Origin of the sequence: Roseixanthobacter psychrophilus (assembly GCF_043195195.1) — a bacterium.
GTDB lineage: Bacteria > Pseudomonadota > Alphaproteobacteria > Rhizobiales > Xanthobacteraceae > NCEH01.
This window is the reverse complement of the sequence record NZ_JBAFWT010000068.1, coordinates 1-15,899: the sequence shown is the minus strand read 5'-3', so window position 1 is coordinate 15,899 and position 15,899 is coordinate 1. Positions and strand designations below refer to the sequence as shown.

The 15,899-nt window shown below is 63.9% G+C and carries 8 protein-coding genes and 5 pseudogenes; 4 read left to right on the top strand and 9 right to left on the bottom strand.

What is annotated here, in order from left to right; all coding sequences use genetic code 11:
* The 3 genes and pseudogenes from V5F77_RS27035 to V5F77_RS27025 all read right to left on the bottom strand — a co-directional run.
* Positions 1 to 271: pseudogene (locus V5F77_RS27035) on the bottom strand (IS1595 family transposase); the annotation flags it as partial.
* Between the two features lie 247 nt (positions 272 to 518).
* Positions 519 to 1,592 (bottom strand): SWIM zinc finger family protein, encoded by a 1,074-nt coding sequence (locus tag V5F77_RS27030; protein WP_429008190.1) that lies wholly within the window; start codon positions 1,590 to 1,592, stop codon positions 519 to 521.
* Positions 1,589 to 4,279 carry a DEAD/DEAH box helicase gene (locus V5F77_RS27025; protein WP_429008189.1) on the bottom strand — a complete coding sequence of 897 codons (2,691 nt, stop codon included), beginning with the start codon at positions 4,277 to 4,279 and terminating at the stop codon, positions 1,589 to 1,591. Before V5F77_RS27025 ends, V5F77_RS27030 begins: the two co-directional genes overlap by 4 nt.
* 354 nt (positions 4,280 to 4,633) lie before the next feature.
* On the opposite strand from V5F77_RS27025, the gene V5F77_RS27020 reads away from it, so the two are divergent.
* The gene (locus V5F77_RS27020) at positions 4,634 to 4,909 is read left to right on the top strand and encodes a transposase (RefSeq protein WP_429008188.1); all 276 of its coding nucleotides are present in this window, start codon (positions 4,634 to 4,636) and stop codon (positions 4,907 to 4,909) included.
* A 95-nt stretch (positions 4,910 to 5,004) separates the two neighbouring features.
* Here V5F77_RS27020 and istA read toward each other — a convergent pair.
* Positions 5,005 to 6,537: pseudogene (istA, locus tag V5F77_RS27015) on the bottom strand (IS21 family transposase).
* Between the two features lie 107 nt (positions 6,538 to 6,644).
* On the opposite strand from istA, the pseudogene V5F77_RS27010 reads away from it, so the two are divergent.
* The 3 pseudogenes from V5F77_RS27010 to V5F77_RS27000 all read left to right on the top strand — a co-directional run.
* Positions 6,645 to 7,633, top strand: a pseudogene (locus V5F77_RS27010) (DUF7146 domain-containing protein); the annotation flags it as partial.
* A 270-nt stretch (positions 7,634 to 7,903) separates the two neighbouring features.
* A pseudogene (locus V5F77_RS27005) lies at positions 7,904 to 9,182 on the top strand (IS256 family transposase).
* A gap of 319 nt (positions 9,183 to 9,501) precedes the next feature.
* Positions 9,502 to 10,552 (top strand): annotated as a pseudogene (locus V5F77_RS27000) (IS630 family transposase).
* Between the two features lie 60 nt (positions 10,553 to 10,612).
* Here V5F77_RS27000 and V5F77_RS26995 read toward each other — a convergent pair.
* The 5 genes from V5F77_RS26995 to V5F77_RS26975 all read right to left on the bottom strand — a co-directional run bounded on the left by V5F77_RS26995 (position 10,613) and on the right by V5F77_RS26975 (position 15,778).
* Positions 10,613 to 11,716, bottom strand: coding sequence for an ABC transporter permease (locus tag V5F77_RS26995; RefSeq protein ID WP_429008187.1), 1,104 nt, complete (start codon positions 11,714 to 11,716; stop codon positions 10,613 to 10,615).
* The gene (locus V5F77_RS26990) at positions 11,716 to 12,813 is read right to left on the bottom strand and encodes an ABC transporter permease (RefSeq protein WP_429008186.1); all 1,098 of its coding nucleotides are present in this window, start codon (positions 12,811 to 12,813) and stop codon (positions 11,716 to 11,718) included. The genes V5F77_RS26995 and V5F77_RS26990 overlap by 1 nt, the downstream gene beginning before the upstream one ends.
* On the bottom strand, positions 12,810 to 14,561 hold the full coding sequence (locus V5F77_RS26985) for an ATP-binding cassette domain-containing protein (RefSeq protein WP_429008185.1): 1,752 nt from the start codon (positions 14,559 to 14,561) through the stop codon (positions 12,810 to 12,812). Before V5F77_RS26985 ends, V5F77_RS26990 begins: the two co-directional genes overlap by 4 nt.
* A gap of 10 nt (positions 14,562 to 14,571) precedes the next feature.
* A complete protein-coding gene (locus tag V5F77_RS26980; RefSeq protein ID WP_429008184.1) occupies positions 14,572 to 15,513 on the bottom strand; it encodes an HlyD family secretion protein in 942 nt (313 codons plus the stop codon).
* Positions 15,514 to 15,601: 88 nt separating this feature from the next.
* On the bottom strand, positions 15,602 to 15,778 hold the full coding sequence (locus V5F77_RS26975) for a hypothetical protein (protein ID WP_429008183.1): 177 nt from the start codon (positions 15,776 to 15,778) through the stop codon (positions 15,602 to 15,604).
* Positions 15,779 to 15,899: the final 121 nt, after the last annotated feature.

Below are 15,899 nucleotides of genomic sequence, written 5' to 3'. Positions count from 1 at the left end.
CGTCCAGCGCTCCTTGTGCCGCAGTCGCGCCAGCGGCGTCCCGGTCAGGCAGTTGAAGGTCTTGCCGCAGCCCGTTGGCCTGACCGCGAATTACCGCTCCTTCCGCCGCGCAGTGAGGGCAGCGCCGTTCCGCGCCGATCCGTTCTTCCAGCAGGCCGACCACAGCTTCCAGCGATGGTTGCCCCGCCAGCGCCCGACTGGCTTCCGCACGCTGGTCCGCCGACAGCTCGTCGATTTCCGAAAGCCACGTCATGTATTCTTGCCGGTCCATCTTCGCCTCCCGCCTGCAGGAGCCGGGCCTACCAGGGGCCATGCATAGCTAATGCGAATTGAGCCAATCCGGAAGATCATGGTTCTGGCCGGCAATGGCAGGACCTGGCGCCGAGCATTCGTTCCTCGGTCGACCGCAATCTTGGAGATAGCGGACTTCGGAAGCGGCGAACGAACCGGAAATATTGGCGTATCCTCGTCCTTCATAGTCGCCGGGGAACACCTGCTTTCAGCCGGAACGCGGCGATTCATGGGCGCTTTATCCACCTTGCCGCCTTGGTGCGAATCCGGCGGTGTGAAGGCGTTTCGTCTTGCGGAGTGGACGTCGGCATCGAATTTGTTGGTTTCCTGGGCGCCGCTGCCGCAGCTTGGATCGCCTTCCCCGGCGTTTGGGTCCTTTCCGCGCCCGCGCGACCGCCCGCGCGTTCCGTCGTTCCGGCTTTCGACGGCGGCGTTTTGGGCGCGCCTATAGGGGAAAAGCGCGCGGGGCCATCCGCCGCCGGATGGAGGCGCCCAACAGAGTTGTGAGCCGGGGGAGTTTTTGCCGCCACAGCATTCTTGGCCGGGCGCACTGTCTTTTTCGCGACGCCGGCTTTTGGCGCCGCGGGCGCTGGCGTCATTTCAACGCCGAACAATGCCGCGAGGTCGTCACCGGCGAGAATGCGCGTCCCGGCGCCGCCGGCGCGCATGACCGGCAGGTCGGCGCCCGCACTCGCGATCAATTCGGAACTTTCGACACCGCGCAAGGCGAAGAGCAAGTCCGGGGTCGTATCCAGGCGTGCACCCACGCCGTAAAGTGTTGCGGCTACATGTTTGCACATGCGCGCCCCGTCGGGGCAGGAGCAGGACATCTTGATTTCTCTGGGCGCCGGAAACAGGCCGTCGCCTTGGCGGCAGACACGCTCCATGACGTTTTTCGACAATTTGCCGGACAGCAGTTCCACCAGCGAGCCCACCGAACCCGCGCAATCCTTGAGGATAGCCCGCCAATGCCCGGCCGGTACGGCGCCGATGTCTATTTTCACCTTGTAAAGGCTGGAGCCCATGACCAAGGCTTGAATTTGGCCTCGTTCGACCTGGAGATCGACGACCGAACCGTTCCGGACATAGGTTTTCCCACGCGGCAGCCGGTTTTCGAAATCCGAATAACGTTCCAGATTTTCGCACCAGGCCTTGCCCCAGAAATTCCTGGCTATCGTCCGGCCCTCGATAACCAATGGCGCGATCGTCCGCCCTTTCTTGCGCAGCTTTTCCATTTCGCGCGCCGCCTGCGCCCGTCTCTGGGCGACCGGCACATAGGGCGGAAAACCGTAATATCTCATGCCGTCGCGCCTTCCGTCGATGCGGCGTTGAGATCGAGGGCGACCAGGGACAGCAATTCGTGATCGCTCATTTCCGTCAAGTTTACCTCGCCCCCGGTCTCAAGGAAATCCGCCGCCAATTGCCGCTTCGATTCGATCAGCTGATCGATTCGATCCTCGATTGTGCCGCGGCAGATGAATTTGTGCACCAAGACATTGCGCTTCTGCCCAATGCGAAAAGCGCGATCCGTCGCCTGATTTTCGACGGCCGGATTCCACCAGCGATCGAAATGCACGACATGCGAAGCGGCTGTGAGATTGAGCCCGGCGCCACCCGCCTTGATCGACAGGACGAAGAACGGCGTGCGTTCGTCCTCCTGGAATTTCTTGACCAGCTCCCTGCGCCTGGCCACCGGCGTCTCGCCATGCAGCACAAGGCCGGGCCGTCCGAACGCCGCGCCGAGCAGGCGTTCCAGCGCCGGGATGATCTCCTTGAATTGCGTGAACACCAAAAGCTTTTCCTGACGGCTGGCGACGGTTTCGGCGATTTCGCGCAGGCGGAAAAACTTGCCGCTGTCGCCTTCGGCATAGGCGCCGTCGCCCAGCCATTGCGCCGGATGATTGCAAATCTGCTTGAGGCGCATCAGGAAGGCCAGCACCAGTCCCCGCCGCGCGATCCCGTCGCCGGACTCCTTCAGCCTTTCTTCCAGCTCGCCGACCGCGGCCTGATAGAGCGCCGCCTGTTTGCGCGACAAATGGCAGAACGCCTTGACCTCGGTCTTGTCGGGCAGGTCGGCGATGATGCTCTTGTCGGTCTTCAGCCGACGCAGGATGTAGGGCTGCACAAGCTTGCGCAGCGGCGCGTACGTGACATGCGGCTGCGCGGCCAGCGACTTGACGAAATTGGCGAAAGCTTTCGACGAGCCGAGCAGGCCCGGATTCAAAAAATCGAAGATCGACCACAGGTCGCGCAGATTGTTCTCGATCGGCGTTCCGGTCAGCACGATCCGCCCCTTGGCCTTGAGGGATTTGACCGCCTTGGTCTGCTTGGCGTTGGGGTTTTTGATCGCCTGCGCTTCGTCGAGCATGACGAAGCGCCAGTTGGTCTGGGCGATCCAGTCGAGCCGCAGCAATGTCGCGTAGCTCGTTACCACCAGATCGGCCGTCCCCAAACGGTTTTTATCCATGGCGCGCAATTCGTCGGCCGGCAGGAATGCCGGATGGGCGACCAGAATTTTCAAATCCGGCGTGAACCGCTCCGCCTCCTGCGCCCAATTGGCGAGCAGCGAAGCCGGCGCCACCAGCAGGCTCGGCATCTTTTCCTTGGCCGTTTGGGCTCGCTGCGCGACGCTCGCCAGCATCGCCAGAACCTGAATCGTTTTGCCCAACCCCATGTCGTCAGCGAGACAGGCGCCCAGCCCAAGTTGGGTGAGAAAATGCAGCCACTGAACGCCTGCCTGCTGATAGGGCCGCAATGTCCCCCTAAGGCCGTCACCGGGAACGGTTCGAGCTAGGCCTTCCGGGTTGCGGCAGTTAGCCAACGCCTCGGCAAGCCAAGGGCCGGCCAGCACCCGTCCCCATTGCGCCGTGGTGGCGGTATTGGCGGCAGGGCCGATATTGGCGCCAGCCAGCAGACGCATGGCCTCTCCGAAAGGAACGCCCTCCTGTTCCGACAGGCGCTCGATCTTTTGAAATTTGTCGAGCGTTTCGCGCAGCCGCTGTTGATCGACCTCGACCCATTTGCCGCGCAAAAGAGCGAGGCCATGGGTCGAGGCGAGCAGCGCCTCGATTTCGGCATCGGTCAAAGTTTCGCCGTCGAGACTGACCTCGACGCGAAAATCGAGCAGGCCGTCCATGCCGAGTACCGAAGGTTGGGCCGCGCCGATCGTCGCCTCGACCGAGGGACGGCTCGGCCGGTTCATGCGCCAGTTGGCCGGCATGCGGATGACCAAGCCGGCGGCTTCCAGCGCTTCGGCGTCGTGCAAGAAACCCACGGCGTCCTGAGGCGCCCAGCGGAGGGGATGAAAGATTTCACCCGAGTCGACGATCTCCTTCAGCCATGTACAGGCCTCGGCGGCTTCTTGCACGGGTTTGAGAAGCTGCAAAAGCTTCGCCTTGTCGCCGGCGCCGGCATAATCGCGCAAGGCCTGGCCGAGCGGCAGGTGCCGCAACTCGCCATTCGCGGTCAGGCTGGAGGTATAAGTCGCCATGAAGGCGAATGGGAATTCGGGATCGCGCCGATTTTCGGCCAGATTGAAATGCACGCGCCCCACCAGCCGCCAGCGGCGATTGCGACTTTTCAGGAAATCCTGGAGCGCGAGGCCGCTTTCAGCGAGTTCTGTCTCCAGCGCCCGGCCTATCGCGCGCCAGCATGCGATCAAGGTTTCGGGACGCAGATATTCGCCGCCACGCATCGGCGGCGCCTCGTCGAGGAGAGACGCGAGTTCGCCGGCGGACGGCGCCGCAGGAGCGCGTGGCTGCCACGTTTCGCCCTGGCCGCAAAGCTCTGCGACAAAGCGCTTGGCGAAATCGCGCCACCACATCAACTCCGGCGGCAGGCTGGTTCCCGCTTCCGCCGCGCCGAGATGAAGAAGGCCATGTCCAGACCCGCGCGCGAAGTTCTTCTCGAGCCGCTCCGCAAGCTCGTCCGCTAAGGGCGATTCGTCCTCGCCCCGATCGATTCGAAGCGAACCATGGGGCGTCAGCACGAGGAAAAGTGTGGGTAGCATGCCTTAGAATCGGTTTTGCATGGAGCCGCTTCGGTTCGAATTAGCACGGGACCGCATGCTTCGCCCAAAATATCCGTAACTGCCCAGGTTGTTGTTTGGGTTAACCGAGGCGGAGCGATCGGGCGAGGTATTCTGGGTGGCTCGTCAGGGCTTCGATGATATTCCAGCCCTCAAGTTTCCCCTCATTTACGTGATCCCGAAGGCTCCGGTGAATGTCGCGTTTTGGCGGATGAGTTGTGCGTATCGCTCGACGAGCGGACGCAGGCGCTCCTCCGTATCCCTCCGACGGCGGCCGTCTTGCGAATTGAGGCGTGACGGTGAGAATTCGTCTGTATGGACGTCTATACAGACACACCGATCAGTCGGCTTGAGATCGTTGAGAGCGGCGGCCGGCGGCGCTTCAGCGATGAGGCGAAGCTGCGGATCGTCGAGGAGAGCTATTCGGGTCGACGCCTGGGCTCGGCGACGGCCCGCAAATACGGGATCACGCGCTCGCAGTTGAACGCGTGGCGTGACGCGGCGCGGGCCGGGCGGCGGGTGCTTGTAGATCGCGATGTCGACGTCGAGGCTCTGATCCGGGTCGTGCAGGCACTGGAGCGGCTTACGTGATCCCGGTCCCGACAGGCGTGCGGGTCTGGCTTGCGACCGGCTACACGGATAGAGCTTGAGCGCGCCCATGGCCTCGAGGATCTGGGAACGCTCCATCATGGGGATCTCCTCAGCCGGTCGTATCGTGAGCAGTCGGCGCTTGGGGCGTGGCGTAGACGCAAGGCGTCGGGCGTGACGATGGTGATGGGGGCTGCCGGCTCACGGCGCCGGGCGAGAATGTTGAGGATCACGTCGGCGGAGTGGACGCCCTGGCCGAGAGCTTCGGCGCAGGCAGCATCGACCGCGGGCAGCCCGTCGCTCAGCACGCTGGTGAGGATCGACCATCTGCCGGTCCCCGTCGGCGGCACCGGCGAGCTTGCGCCGGACGCGATCGAGGCTCGTTGGCAAAACCCAGTCCTTGAAGGGGGCGCCGTTCCGGAGGGCGCCGGGCTTGCGCGCCAGGACCGGCACATAGTGCCAGGGGTCGAAGATGGTCTGGTCCCGGCCGAAGCAGCGCGGGTGGGATCCGACCGGCCGTCCATCCTGGCGCAGCTCGATCCGCTCCGCATAGGCCCGGACCTCGACCGGGCGTCCCACGGCGCTGGCACAGACCGAGTAGCGGTTGTTGTCGAAGCGGACCAGGCAGGTCTTGGAGACGGAGGCCGGGATGGCGTGGAAGCCGTCGAACCGCCCGGCATAGGGCACCAGGGTTGGACGCTCGGCCTCGAACGCCTGCCAGATGGTCTCCTCGCGCCGCTCGGGATGCGGGTGGCCCTTGGCGTAGGCGATGCACTGGTCGAGCAGCCAGGCGTTCAGCTCGTCGTAGCTGCTCACCCGAAGCCGGGGCGTGAAGAAGCGCTCCCGCACCAGCCCCACCTGGTTCTCCACCTGGCCCTTCTCCCAGCCTGATGCCGGGGTGCAGGCCACGGGATCGACGAGGTAATGGCTGCACATCTGCAGGAAGCGGCGGTTATACGCCCGTTCCTTGCCTACGAAGATCGCATCGACCGCGGTCTTCATGTTGTCGTAGATGCCGCGCGTGCAACAGCCCTTGAAGAAGGCGAAAGCCCGCAGCCAAGTTTACGCAGGCTGCGCACGCTTGCCTGCGTGGGCATCGAACACCATCTCCTGCGTCTCGCGCGGATAGGCCCGCACGAACAGCATCCGCGAATGGCACAGCCGCACATGGGCGACGCGGACCGTCACCGTGGTGCCGTTGATCAGCACCACCTCGTGGCTCCAGTCAAACTGGTAGGCCTCGCCGGGCGCGAAGCTCAGGGGCACGTAGGCGGCGGCCGTCATCGTCGCCTGCGCGCCCGCCGCCAGCCCTTGGCATAGCGGCGCAGCGCATCGTAGCTGCCCTCGTACCCCTGGCTGCGCAGCTCCTCGAAGATGCGGATCAACGTCAGCCGCTCCCGCGCCGGCTTCCCCTCGTTGCCGGCGAGTAGCCCATCCAGGGCCTTCCGCCAGGGCCCGATGCGCGGCAGCGGCTGCACCTCCCGCTCGTAGCTGAAGGCCGTCGCTCCCGTCCGCAGCACCTTGCGCACCGTGTTCCGCGAGACGTGCAGCTCCCGCACGATCTTCTTGATGGACTTGCCGCGCACGAAATGCTCGCGCCGGATCCGCGCAATCGTATCCACGCCCTTCATCCCCAGCCCGCCCGTCGCAACAAAACGACGGACCATGAGCCAAGAGGGGGTCAAAATTACACGCCGATCCCCCTCATAACGGGGTCAATCTTCCATGCCGAAACACAGTCTGCCGCCATTATCTATCGAAGGGTCGACGCCAGGGCCGCTATTGGACGGTGGGCGACGTGCGCAACACGCCCGGCCGGTCGATGTTCGTGCGGCTGAGCGGGCCGGACTCCGGCCCCGGCGCCGCCGGGCACTGGACCGATGCCGCCTCAGCCGAGTACGGCGACCTGCTCGACGTGATCCGCGAGAGCTGCGGGCTGACCCAGTACCGCGAGGTCGCCGAGGAGGCGCGACGCTTCCTGGCGTTGCCCCGCGCCGAACCGCCGTATGAGCCGAGACCGCCCGTCCCGACCGGTTCGCCCGAGGCCGCGCGGCGGCTCTGGGCTATCACGAAGCCGCTCGCCGGCACTTTGGCCGAGGCGTACCTCCACGCCCGCGGGATTGAGACCGTCCACCATGCGGGCGCACTGCGGTTTCACCCGCGGTGCTACTATCACCCGGACGATAACGCGCCGACCGAGACCTGGCCGGCGATGGTCGCCGCCGTCACCGACCTTTGCGGCGCCATCACGGGCGTGCATCGCACTTAGCTTGCCCTGGACGGCTTGGGCAAGGCGCCGATCGACACGCCGCGACGAGCCATGGGCGGTCTCTTCGGCCATGCCGTCCGGTTCGGTGCGGCCGGCGATGTCCTCGCCGCCGGTGAAGGCATCGAGACGATACTGTCGCTGCGATGTGCGCTCCCCGCCTTGCCCATGGCGGCGGCGCTGTCAGCGAACCACCTCGCCGCTCTCCAGTTCCCGCCGGCGCTCCGTCGGCTCTACATAGCCCGCGACGCTGACGCCGCAGGCGATACGGCGGTCGCGGCGCTCACCGAACGAGCCAAAGCCGCTGGCATCGAGGCGCTGGTCCTCTCTCCGCAATTCGGAGACTTCAATGAGGACCTGCGAGCGTTCGGCGTCGGCGCCGTTCGCGCGTCCGTGCGTGTTCAGCTCGGTCCGCAGGATGCAGTCGCTTCATACGCCGGAGAACGGCCAGGACGGGGTGACCGAAGTCGGCACCCCGTCGCCGACTCACAAGGCCTTCAGGAAGGCCATAAGGTCCTTATCCTCCTTCCATGACCGAACGGGTCGCGGCTGCCTCACCTCGCAGAGCGCGACGGCGTTGGCCTTCAGCGTCAGGTCGATCTCGGCATAGATGTTGGTCGTGCTGATCGAGACGGGGGATGTCCCGCCCGATGTTGAAAAAAGGGAGGGCGGCGTTGCTCGCCTTGAGCCGTTAGGCTCGGGGTGTCGAATCCTCGAAGGAAAGCAACGCCATGGAGAACCCTACCACATCGGCGGCGGTGACGCCGTCTGCGCTCGTCGAGGCAGCTGTGGACGAGGTCCGCGCCAGCTTCGAACGCCTGTGCCTGACGGCCGGGCTGGCCACTCTCACCGGGATGATGGAAGAGGATGCGGCTCGGCTCTGCGGCCCTCGCCATGGTCGCGGTGGCGATCGGGAGGCTCATCGTTGGGGCAGAGCCAAGGGAAAGATCGGCTTTCACGGCGGCAAGGTCGAAGTCGAGCGCCCTCGGGGTTCGTGCCCGTGACGGCGGTGAGATGCCCCTGCCGAGTTGGGCGGCGGCGGTCGACGAGGATCTGCTCGGCCAATGGGCGCTCAATCTGATGCTGATGAACGTGTCGACCCGCAAGTTTGGCCGCGCCGTCCGCCTGCCCGGCGGCGACATCCCCGCCGAGCGGGGAGCCGGCGTGACCCGATCGGCGGTGTCGCGTCGCTTCGTGGCGCTGTCGGCCGAGAAGATGAAGGCGTGGATGGCCGCCAACCTCTCCGCGCTGGATCTGCTGGTCATCCAGATCGACGGCATCCACATCGATCAGGACCTGATCCTGCTGGCGGCGGTTGGCGTCGACGGCAAGGGCGACAAGCACCCGCTCGGGGTCATGGAAGGGGCGAGCGAGAATGCTGCCGTCTGCCAGGCCCTGCTCGACAACATGGTCGGCCGCGGCCTCGATCCCGCCGTCTGTCGCCTGTTCATCATCGATGGCTCGCGTGCCCTGGCGAAGGCGATCCGCAACAGCTTCGGGCGAAGTGCGCCGATCCAGCGCTGTCAGGTCCACAAGGCCCGCAACATCACCGAGCGCCTGCCGAAATCCCTGCACGCCTCGGTTCGCAGGGCTCTTCGCCAAGCCTGGGAGTTGGACGACGCCGACAAGGCCGAAACGCTGATCCGCAATCTCGCCCGTCGGCTCGAGCGCGAGGCTCCGGGTGTCTCGGCCAGCCTCCTGGAGGGCCTCGACGAGATCCTCACCGTCACGCGCCTGCGGCTGCCGACCGAACTGCGGCGCTCGTTGGCCTGCACCAACATCATCGAGAACATGAACGGCACCATCCGTCGGATCTGCCGCAACGTGAAGCGGTGGCGGGATGCGGCCATGGCCCTGCGCTGGACAGGGGCCGCCATGATCGAAGCCGCCAGGGGCTTCCGCCGACTGAAGGCCCACAAGCAGTTGCCCAGCCTGCGCGCCGCCCTTCTCGCCCATCAGGCCGAGTGCGCCGGCGGCGCCGGCCTTGACCCTGTCCGCGAGGCTGCATAGCCTCCTCAACCAGCCACGCCCGCCGCGCTCTTTTCAACATCGACCGGGACATCCCCTCAAGACGTGTCCGAGCCAGGCGCGGATAGTGTTGATGTCCACGCCGGCGAGGACCAGGTGGCAGGCCGTGGTGTGCCGGATCACGTTTGGAACAAGTGGCGTTTGGGCAAACGGTGAGCTGCGAAGCGCGGCGCGGTCGAAGCGACCGGGTTATTGTCTATGTTCTATTAGGGCCTTATACCAATGCTGGCGGACCGTGACTCCTGGGGTTGCCAAGGGCGCCGGCTTTTGATTCACCGTGGCAAACGGACTGGAGTTTGCCATGCCTATCGCGCTTCGCACCGACTTCGACGCCATCGCGGTGAGGGGCGCCGCCCGCCGCTCGAAGGACGGTGCACAGGCCCGGCGCTTGCTCGCGCTGGCCGCGATCTATGAGGGAGCAAGCCGGACCGAGGCTGCGCGGATCGGCGGGGTCACGTTGCAGATCGTCCGGGACTGGGTGATGAAGTTCAACGCGTCGGGTCCCGACGGGCTGATCGACCGAAAGGCGCCGGGGCCGCCATCGCTCCTCAATGCGACCCACCGCGCCGCCCTGGTCGAGGCGATCGAACGAGGCCCTGTACCGGCCGTTCATGGGGTCGTGCGCTGGCGGATCATCGATCTGGCACAGATGCTGTGGGACGACTTCTCGCTGTCGGTATCGCGGCCGACGTTGAGCCGCGAGCTACGCGCCCTTGGCTACCGCAAGCTCACGGCCCGCACCATGCCCAGGATCCAGAGGCGATCGAAGCCTTCAAAAAGGGGGCTTTGCCGCCGAGCTGGACAAGGTCAAAGCGTCCCTCCCGCGCGGCACGCCCATAGAGATCTGGTTCCAGGACGAGGCCCGGATCGGGCAGAAGAACAAGATCACAAGGCGATGGGCGAAACGGGGAACGCGACCCTCGGCGCCGCACGATCAACGCACCAAATCGGCCTACATCTTCGGCGCGATATGCCCGCTGGAGGGCAAGGCGGCCGGCCTCGTCCTGCCGTTCTGCAACACCGATGCCATGAACCTGCACCTGGCGGAGATCGCCCTGCATGTCGCCCCCGGCGCCCATGCCGTGCTGCTCATGGATCAGGCCGGCTGGCACCTGACGCCGAAGCTCGCGCTGCCCGCCAACATCTCGATCGTCGCGATCCCGTCGAAAAGTCCGGAGCTTAACCCACAAGAAAACGTGTGGCAGTTCATGCGCGACAACTGGCTATCGAACCGGGTGTTCGGCTCCTACGACGAAATCGTCGACCACTGCTGCGACGCCTGGAACAAGCTCGTCGAGCAACCCTGGCGGATCATGTCGCTCGGACTCCGCGATTGGGCACACAGGTTCTGATCAGCGAATCTTGATATTACCAATTCTCCGAGCCAGAGGACAGGGTCTCAGCCGAGACCACTATGGCTTGCCGCGCTGAAAGATGAGCATCGCTGTGGCGAAAAGAGGCGCGCCGATCGCCAGGAGCGCGAGCGCCTGCGGCCAAAGCTCGGACAGGCCTATCCCTTTCAGGAACACGCCGAGGATCACGTCCATGTAATGGCGCAGCGGGCTCCCGAGAGAGAGAGTTTGCAATAACCCGGGCATGCTTTCAACGGGCGCAAGTGTCCCGGAGAGGAACATCAATGGGAACAAGCTGAAAAAGCTTAGCAAAAGGGCCTGCTGCAATGTTCGGCTCACGCTTGCGATCAGCACGCCCAGCGAAATCGCGCTCACAAGGAATACCGCAGTGAGCGCAAGGAAGAGAAGGAAGCTGCCCCGCATAGGCACGCCGAACCACCAGACGATCAAGAGGCTCGGGAATATCGAGAGGAGCCCGATAACGAGTGTCGGGAAGGTCTTGGCGACGAAGAGCTCCGCCGTGCCGATCGGCGTCACCTGGAGCTGCTCGATAGTGCCGGCTTCTTTCTCGCGGACGATGGAGGCCGCTGGATGGATCACCCCCACCATCATGGCGGCAAGCGCAATCATGGAAAGCACCACGAATGAGGTGTAGGTCTGGTCAGAGTTGTACCAGACCCGGACTACCGGCTGGACACCCCCTCCGGCCGCCGCTGCGGTTGTCGGAGCCGCCTGGAAACGGTTGACGATCTCAAGCGCATAACCGCGGGCCTGTGCCGCCATGTTCGAATTGGTCCCGTCAAGGAGTACCTGCACGGTAGGCGCGTCGCCCCGCGCCAAATCATGCTGGAAGCGTTCCGGGATGACGAGCGCAACACGTGCCCGGCCCGTCTGAAGCCAATCTGTCGCCGCAGGCGCGCTAGCGGGATACCCGGCGGGCGCGAACGCGTCTGTTACCAGAAAGCTTTCGACCAGGGCGCGACTCGCTGATGTCTGGTCGAGGTCGACGACGGCGAGCGGCATGTCATTGACTTCGAAGGACAGAGCGTAGGCGCAGATCACCACCTCGATCGTGTAAAGCCAGAGGATCAAGACCAGCATCACGCGGTCGCGCAGCAGCTGAATCATCTCCTTTACAAGGAGGCCCGCAAGCCGCGTGCCCATCACGCCACCTTCTTGCGAAACCGCCACGCCGCGAGCGCGAAGATGATCGCCGTATAGGCGAAGAGAAGCAGGACCGAGGGCCAGAGTTCCGGCAAACCGGCGCCCTTGAGCACGACGCCCCGCGAGAAGTCCACGAAATATCGCACCGGGAACAGGCGCGTATAGAGCTGGAGGACATAAGGCATGGTGAATATCGGGAACAGGAATCCCGAGAACAGAAACGAGGGCATCAGCGTCACGATGAGCGCCAGTAACATGGCGACGAGTTGGCTTTTGGTGACTGTGGAAACCAGGAGCCCAATGCCGACGGTGCAAAAAACATAGACGAGCCCCACCAGAAGGAGGAGGCCAATGCTGCCGCGCAGCGGAACATCGAACCACAGGAAGCCCACGGCGATAACCATGACGATTTGAACAAAGGCAATAAGGCCATAGGGCACGAGCTTGCCGGTCAGAAACTCGGCCGGCGTAAGTGGCGATGCGAAGATCTGCTGAATCGAACCACTTTCCTTTTCACGGGTGATGGCAAGCGCCGTCAGAAGCGGTGGAAACGCCATCAAGATCACGCCGAACAAGCCTGGAATCACGAAATTTACGCTGCGCAACGCCGGATTATACCAGACGCGGGCTTCGACGCGGACGCTCGGGGACGCCTCACTATGAAAAGCCGAGACGATGGCTGCTGCGTAGGCTGCGACGAGGTTAGCAGTGGCGGAATAAGTGCCGTCCACGAGCACTTGGACAGGTGCCGTCCCATCGCGCGCGAGGGTGTTCTGGAACTTCGGCGGGATAACCAGCGCGAGCTTAACAGTGCCACGCTGCAGCCCCTTCTCGACATCCCGATTATCGGTGAAATCCTGTGCGAGCTGGAAGTAGCCGCTCTGAATGAAACGATCGACGAGTGCCCGGCTGTCCGGGGACCGGTCCTGGTCGAAAACCCCCATGGGAACGTTGTCCACGTCGAGCGAGATCGCATAACCAAACAGAAATAGCATCAGTAGCGGCATGAGAAGCGCGACCACGACCGTGATGGGATCGCGAACTATCTCGGTCGTTTCTTTTTCAACGATAGCGGCTATACGCGCGAATTTCATCATGCTTCTCCAATTGGCCGAACTGCCTGCGTGCGCTCCCGCTCGATATAGGCAAGAAACACGTCCTCGATCGTTTCCAGACCGTCTTGCGGCAGGCCGACGCGCAAGGCCGCGAGGTCGCCCGCCGCAATCAGGCGGCCCTCGTACATGAACCCGAGGCGGTGGCAGTAAGCGGCCTCCTCCAGATAATGCGTCGTGACGAGCACAGCTGTGCCGGCCGCAGCCAGCGTGTTGACGAGTCGCCAGAAGCGGGAACGCGCCTGGGGATCGACCCCGGAGGTCGGCTCGTCAAGGAACAGGACGGCCGGACGGTGCAGGATGCCGCAGGCGAGTGCAAGCCGCTGGCGCACGGCGCCGGAAAGGCCGGAGACACCTTCGTCCGCGAGGCCGTGGAGCCCGGTGACGGCGCTTGCCCAAGCTATAGCCTCTCGGGCCGGGCGGCGTTTTATCCCATAGGCGCTAGCGAAGAATGCCAGATTCTCATGCACAGTGAGATCGTGGTAAAGCGAGAAGCGCTGGGACATGTAGCCGATACGCTGGCGCAATCGGCGCGGTTGCGAAGCAATGTCGATACCCACGACACGCGCGGTCCCGTTCGAAGGCGGCAAAAGACCGCAGAGCATGCGGATGAGTGTGGTCTTGCCGGCGCCGTTCGGGCCGAGCAAGCCGAAGATTTCCCCGGGGTTCACCTCGAAGGAGACATCGTCTACAGCGACAAAATCACCGAAGCGGCGGGTCAGCCGGCGCGTTTCCACACTCTTGGCCGGTTCGCGATCACCCTTCGAAGCGGCAAGCCGGGCGACTTCAGCAATGCCTGTCGGAACCTCGTTACGCTCGCCCTTGCGCAGGACAACGAAGACATCCTCCATCGAGGGCGTGACCGGTTCCACCCGTCCGAGCTGTTCGAGCTGTTTGCGCAACTCGTTCGAAAGACCCTTGGCCGGCTCCACGACAAAGCGGACGTCCGTCGGCCGCCACTGGCTTCCCAGCATCTCCGGTGCTTCACTCAAGACATTCTCGACCGCGACCGGATTGTCCGTTTCCACATGGAAGACAGCTCCCTGCGCGCGAGCACGCAGCTCGTCGGGAGACCCTTGCGCGGTTATCGAACCGTGGTCGAGGAAAGCGACGCGATCGCACATTTCCGCCTCGTCCATGTAGGATGTTGCGAAGACAATCGTCGCACCCTCGTGCCGGAAGTCTTCCAGCATCCGCCAGAGTTCGCGGCGCGAGAGCGGATCCACCCCAAGGCCGGGCTCGTCGAGGAGAAGCAGGGGCGGCTGATGAATCAGGTTGGTGCACAGGGCGAGCTTCTTGCGCATGCCGCCCGACAGTGTGCCCTCCCGGCGATGAAGAAAGGGGGTGAGCGCGGCCATCGCGAGGAGGCGCTCGCTCCTTGCGGCGTACACAGCCTGAGGCACGGCGCGCACCTTGCCGGCGAAGGCCAGGTTCTCCGCGACAGTAAGGCGATCATAGAGCGTAAAGCCTTGCGCCATGTAGCCAATCCGGGACGTGACTTCGGAGGCTTGCCGTACTGTGTCGAAGCCGAGCACCCGGCAGTTGCCCTCACTCGGATCGAGGATGGCGGCCAGGAGTTGAAGGAGTGTCGTCTTGCCCGCCCCATCAGGCCCGACGAGACCAAAGATCTCGCCCCGCGCAATTCGCAGATCGATTGCACTGATGGCCCGAGCGTGGCCGAACCGCCGGCCCAGTCCCTCGGTTTCAATCATGTTGTCGCCCGCGCCGCTCATCGCCCCCGCCTCACTGCGGAACGAAGAGTTGCGGTGGCCATCGCGTGCCGGAACCCCAAAGTACCCAGGCATCAGCAGGCATGCCGGGCTTGAGCACACCATCAGGATTGTCAAGGACAAGCGTCACGCCGAAGACCATGCGCGTCCGCTCCTCCGGCATGTGGATATCGCGGGGCGTGAACTGCGCCTGCTGATCGACCCGCGCCACCCGCCCTTCGAACAGACGGTCGGGAAAGGCGTCCACCCGGACGCGCGCGGAGGCGTCGAGCTTGACCTTGCCGATGTCCTTCTCGGGAATGAAAACCTTGAGTTCGATGCGAGAAAGGTCGTCCAGGATAGCCACCGTTCGACCTGGCTGGGCGAACTCGCCCACCTCTATCGTCTTCGCCAAAACGGTCCCGGAGACCGGTGTGAAAACACGCGTCTTTTTCAGTTGGTTCGCCACAAGGGCAAGCTCCTTGCGCGCGGCTTCGATCCGGCCTTCAATCGCGCCGATCTCCGCTTCCAAAGCGCCAACCCGGCCTTGGGCGTTCCGGAACGCGTTTTCCGCCTGCTCGACCCGCTGTGGCGTCACGGTACCCCGCTTGCCAAGTTCCCGGTAGCGGGAGAGATCACGCTCGGCGGTCTCATAGTGATGGCGCCAGACCTGCATCTCGCGCTCCGCCTGTTCGCGCTCCCGCCGTCGCGCCTCGACCCCGGCCTCGGCTTGCTCTTTCCGCAGGATGAAATCGGCGTCATCGAGTTGAAGCAGGAGGTCGCCTTTGGTGACGGTTACACCTTCGTCAATCCGACTCTCGACGACTCGGCCCGCTACCTCGACGGCCACCCGCACTTCCGTACCTTCGATATGGCCGTTGCCGTAGAGCAACTGTTCAGGAAGGGGCGCTGGCCGCAAATAGAGGTACAAGCCATAAGAGCCGCCAGCAATGGTGGCCAGCAACAGCGCGCTCAAGAGCCATGTTTTTCTCACGCGGGCGTCCTCCTTCGTTCCGTGCCTATCCGGTTAACACACACACCCACTAGATGTTGTGGTCTCTGTTTCACCGGCTTCCCTCCGCAGGACGCTCGACACTGAGCGCGATCTTGAGAATGTTTAGGGCCGCGTTCAGATAGTTGAAAACCTGATTGACGCCATACGCATGGCGCGCCAGCGTTTTCTTCGCGGAACGATCCTTGATGCGGTAGCGGTAACTGACAACTGGCATGGCGATCAACATCTAGTGGGTGTGTGCATTAACCGGATAGGCACGCTTCGTTCTCTTTGTTTATACCAGCGAATAAGTCTTGCCCGCGCCTGCTTCCGCGCCTGCTTCAAGGAGGAAACTGCGCCCCTCCCCC

Bases quoted from the DNA above. Each gene is read 5' to 3' on its own strand.
- V5F77_RS27030 (WP_429008190.1), bottom strand. From the start codon at position 1,592: ATGAGATATTACGGTTTTCCGCCCTATGTGCCGGTCGCCCAGAGACGG.
- V5F77_RS27020 (WP_429008188.1), top strand. From the start codon at position 4,634: ATGGACGTCTATACAGACACACCGATCAGTCGGCTTGAGATCGTTGAG.
- V5F77_RS26995 (WP_429008187.1), bottom strand. From the start codon at position 11,716: ATGGGCACGCGGCTTGCGGGCCTCCTTGTAAAGGAGATGATTCAGCTG.
- V5F77_RS26990 (WP_429008186.1), bottom strand. From the start codon at position 12,813: ATGATGAAATTCGCGCGTATAGCCGCTATCGTTGAAAAAGAAACGACC.
- V5F77_RS26985 (WP_429008185.1), bottom strand. From the start codon at position 14,561: ATGAGCGGCGCGGGCGACAACATGATTGAAACCGAGGGACTGGGCCGG.
- V5F77_RS26975 (WP_429008183.1), bottom strand. From the start codon at position 15,778: ATGTTGATCGCCATGCCAGTTGTCAGTTACCGCTACCGCATCAAGGAT.